Here is a 3,560-nt window from a genome sequence, read left to right as displayed (position 1 = left end):
CGAGGGGTCTGGTTGCGCGAGCGGCCTTCATCACGCTGTATCAGAGGCGGTCACGTCACGCTGGCCAATCAGCCGAAGGCGCCGGTCTCGCGCGGAAGATCTCAGGGATCTTGCACCGGAAGTAGGCATCCTACTGATCATTGACCGGGCGGGACGTGACCACCCGACCGTCATTAGCACCGGAAGCAGGGCGGCAGAGTCCTTGATCATCTCGATGAAGACGTTGCTGATGATCACTGAGTGGAGACGGCCGGCGCAATGCCGAATGGCACCCCGTAGGGGCCGCGAAGCGGTTGGGCCGGCGGTCGGAGCGGCAGGCGGCAGCGCGTACCAGGGGCGGCGGGTGCGTTCGGTGCGGCGGGTGCTCGGTGCGGCGGGCGGCGGGCTTACGCCGTGCCGTCCCGGCTGGCGCGGGCCGGGACCGGCCGCCAGGGCCGCACGCCCGGCCCGCTGGCCGTGCCGGGACGGCGGGGCGTGTCCCGCCGTGCGGCGGCGCGAAGCGCTGGCGCCTTGAACCAGTAAAGAAACTCTGAGCCACCCCACAGCCAGCGCGTATGTCGATCTTCGAGGCGCATCTGTTGGGGCACGAACGATCAAAGCCACAGAGTACGCCAACAGGCATCATTGACCGCCAGGCTCATCACCCAGCGGGGGCCAACTCCAGGAACAGCAATGCTTTCGATCCGCCTCGCGTCCGAGCGTCTTTGAGCACCTTTTCATCATGCGGCTCCATGGGTCCAACAGACTCGACGAACTCCACTCCATAAAGCGACAGTTGCACGTCTTCCCGTTGGCTCGACTCCATGGCCACCCATCTAGGAAGTTGCTGATCGGTGATCGACCACCCGCGCTTTTGCAAGAGACCACTCGCCTTGCCTAGCGCCTGCCGGGAATCGGGGCTTCCGACGTCAATTATCAGGACCTCCCTGACCAGAGTCAGACCGTCCCAGGTGACCTCGGCCTTGGTCTCTGCCAGCACTCTTACGGTGCTGCGTACGTCGCGGACAACGCCAGGATCAACCCGCTCCTCCCTGGGGAACAATTCCGATCGGCATCCGGAAAGAAGGAGGAGCACACAGAAGGTGGCTGTAGCTGTCCTAACAACTTGAGCTGCCTGCTTCAACCTGTTGACTCCAGTCCCCTCATACCCGCCACGGGCAAGAGTCGTTTCCCCGCCAGCGATACACCGCAGTTTCCTAGTGGAAGATCCCTGATGACTCTATCCGTTCCTGATCCACAAAATAGGTGCTAGATCATGAGGGCGATGCCGTTGTCGGCGAGTTCTTCGGGGGTGAATACCGCGCTGGTGTCGTCGGCCAGTTCGGCGCTGTAGCCGATCTCGTAGCGGTTGGCGGGGGCTTTGACCTCGGTGACCTCGATGGGGTGGCCGTTGGCGTGGGCCATGGTGCGGCGGATGATGAGGATCGCTTCGGCGTAGTCCATGCCCAGGCGGGCGCGTTCGTCTTCGTAGGCGATGCGGGAGGTGGTCAGGGTCATCCAGCGGATGGGGCCGTGTTCGCGGATGAGGGACTGGTAGAAGAAGCCGGGTCGCTTGCGGTACTGGTCGAAGCGCTTGGGAGTGTCCCAGTCGGGGAGCATCTCGGCGTTGGTGTAGGAGTTGATCTCCAGGCGGGCTGAGGCGCCGTGGATGCGGGCGGTGTGGCCTCGGTGCCACATGCTGCGGCGGTGGATGACGGGGTGTCCGGTGCGGACGCCGAGGATGATCGCGAGATCGCGGTTGGCGGTGATCTTCTCCCCGGTGAACAGGGGAGCGTCGGGGTCGACGTCGCGGAGGGCGAGGTCCCAGCCGAAGGCTTGGATGTCGGGGTGGTTGCCGGGGGCGGCCAGGTCGGGCCGGGTCTGATGGCTGATGAGAATGACTTGGCGTTCGGGCATGGGGCGGACGAAGGAGCCGCGTCCGCGCATGACGTAGGCGAGTCCTTCGGAGACCAGGGTGTCGATGGCCTTGCGGACGGTGGGGCGCGAGACCTCGTAGCGGCGGACCAGTTCCGGCTCGCTCGGCAGGGCTCCGCCTGGTGGGTAGCGGCCGTCCAGGATCGCGGTTCTCAGGTCGGCGGCGATGGTGCGCCAGCGGACGTCTTTGTCCTCGGTGGTCTCCATGGCTGCTCCTTCTCGGGAAGTTCCATAACTACTTGTACTACAGGTTGCATGAAGTCCTCAACGCAAGGCAACATGTAGTACAGGCAGTGTTGCATGAGAGGGGGTGGTCACCATGAACCAACCGAACGAGCACGACCAACAGGCACGACATCCGGAGTGGATGACCGATCTGGTCCAGGTGCTCAACGCACCGGGCTACGACCGGTGGCGATCGATGGTGGCCGCTACCGGCGGCTGCGCCAACCCGATCCACCTGGCCGGAGAGTCGGCCATCGTCAGCACCGACACCGGCGAGATCCTGCATACCTACCGCACCGCTGATGAGCCGTCCGGGCATCTGCTGGTCGCCTGCGGCAACCGCCGCGCCTCGGTGTGCGCGTCCTGCTCGGAGGTCTACCAGGCCGACACCTTCCACCTCATCCGCGCGGGCCTGTCCGGCGGCAAAGGCGTCCCAGAAACAGTGAGCGCACACCCTCGGGCGTTCGTCACCCTCACCGCTCCCTCCTTCGGCCCGGTGCACACTCGGCGGGAGAAGAACGGGACGGTGCGGGCCTGCCGTCCCCGCAACCGCGACAAGGTCTGTGAGCACGGGCATCCGGTCGGCTGCCACGCTCGCCACGAGCAAGGAGACGAACGGCTCGGGCAACCCATCTGCGGCCGGTGTTACGACTACGTGGGCGCGGTGCTCTGGCAGGCACACGCGGGCGCGCTGTGGCACCGCTTCACCCTGGAAGTGCGGCGCACCCTGGCCAGTCAGGCGGGGCTGAGCCGCAAGGAGTTCGGCAAACAGGTCCGAGTGTCGTTCGCCAAGGTCGCGGAGTACCAGCGGCGCGGCCTGGTGCACTTCCACGCCATCATCCGCCTCGACGGCCCCGAAGGCGGGAGCGAACCCCCGCCGGACTGGGCTGATCACCATCTGCTCACCCGGTCGATCCCGCCAGCGGTGCGGCGGGTCACCGTGACCACTCCCGCGAGTGATCTCGGACGGCGGGATCTGGTCTGGGGTGATCAGCTCGACATCCGGCCCATCCTGCTCGACTCCCGCGCGGACGGGCTGAGTGAGCGGGCGGTGGCGGGCTACATCGCCAAGTACGCCACCAAGGGTGCCGAAGCCTCCGGCACCGTCGATCACCGCCTGTCGTGTCCGGCCTGCGGCGGTCGGGGGCGGCTGCGGCTGATGGCCTCCTGCGAACGCTGCCACGGAACGGGCCTCAAACCGGGCCTGCACTTGGACGCGCTTCCGGTCACCGAGCACGCCAGGCGCATGATCCGCACCTGCTGGGAGCTGGGCGCACGCCAGGAGTTGGCCACACTGCGGCTGCGGCCGTGGGCGCACATGCTGGGATTTCGCGGCCACTTCTCGGATCTGGCAAGATTTTCGTGATGGGTGACTGTGGGTGTTCATGATCATGCGAGCAGGACTCGTTTTCGCAGGAGTG

At 66.0% G+C, this 3,560-nt stretch carries 3 protein-coding genes; 1 reads left to right on the top strand and 2 read right to left on the bottom strand.

Annotated elements, in window-relative coordinates; all coding sequences use genetic code 11:
* Positions 1 to 640 precede the first annotated feature (640 nt).
* A complete protein-coding gene (locus ACSDR0_RS49780) occupies positions 641 to 979 on the bottom strand; it encodes a hypothetical protein (RefSeq protein WP_435295991.1) in 339 nt (112 codons plus the stop codon).
* A 269-nt stretch (positions 980 to 1,248) separates the two neighbouring features.
* Positions 1,249 to 2,121 (bottom strand): GntR family transcriptional regulator, encoded by an 873-nt coding sequence (locus ACSDR0_RS49775; protein ID WP_435295990.1) that lies wholly within the window; start codon positions 2,119 to 2,121, stop codon positions 1,249 to 1,251.
* A 112-nt stretch (positions 2,122 to 2,233) separates the two neighbouring features.
* Between ACSDR0_RS49775 and ACSDR0_RS49770 the strand changes: the two genes are divergently transcribed.
* Positions 2,234 to 3,505, top strand: coding sequence for a replication initiator (locus ACSDR0_RS49770; RefSeq protein ID WP_435295989.1), 1,272 nt, complete (start codon positions 2,234 to 2,236; stop codon positions 3,503 to 3,505).
* The last annotated feature ends 55 nt before the right edge of the window (positions 3,506 to 3,560 follow it).

The sequence above is a fragment of the Streptosporangium sp. G11 genome (genome assembly GCF_051192615.1).
Classification (GTDB): Bacteria; Actinomycetota; Actinomycetes; order Streptosporangiales; family Streptosporangiaceae; genus Streptosporangium.
The sequence above is the reverse complement of the archived record's forward strand: the minus strand, read 5'-3'. Positions and strand labels throughout refer to the sequence as shown.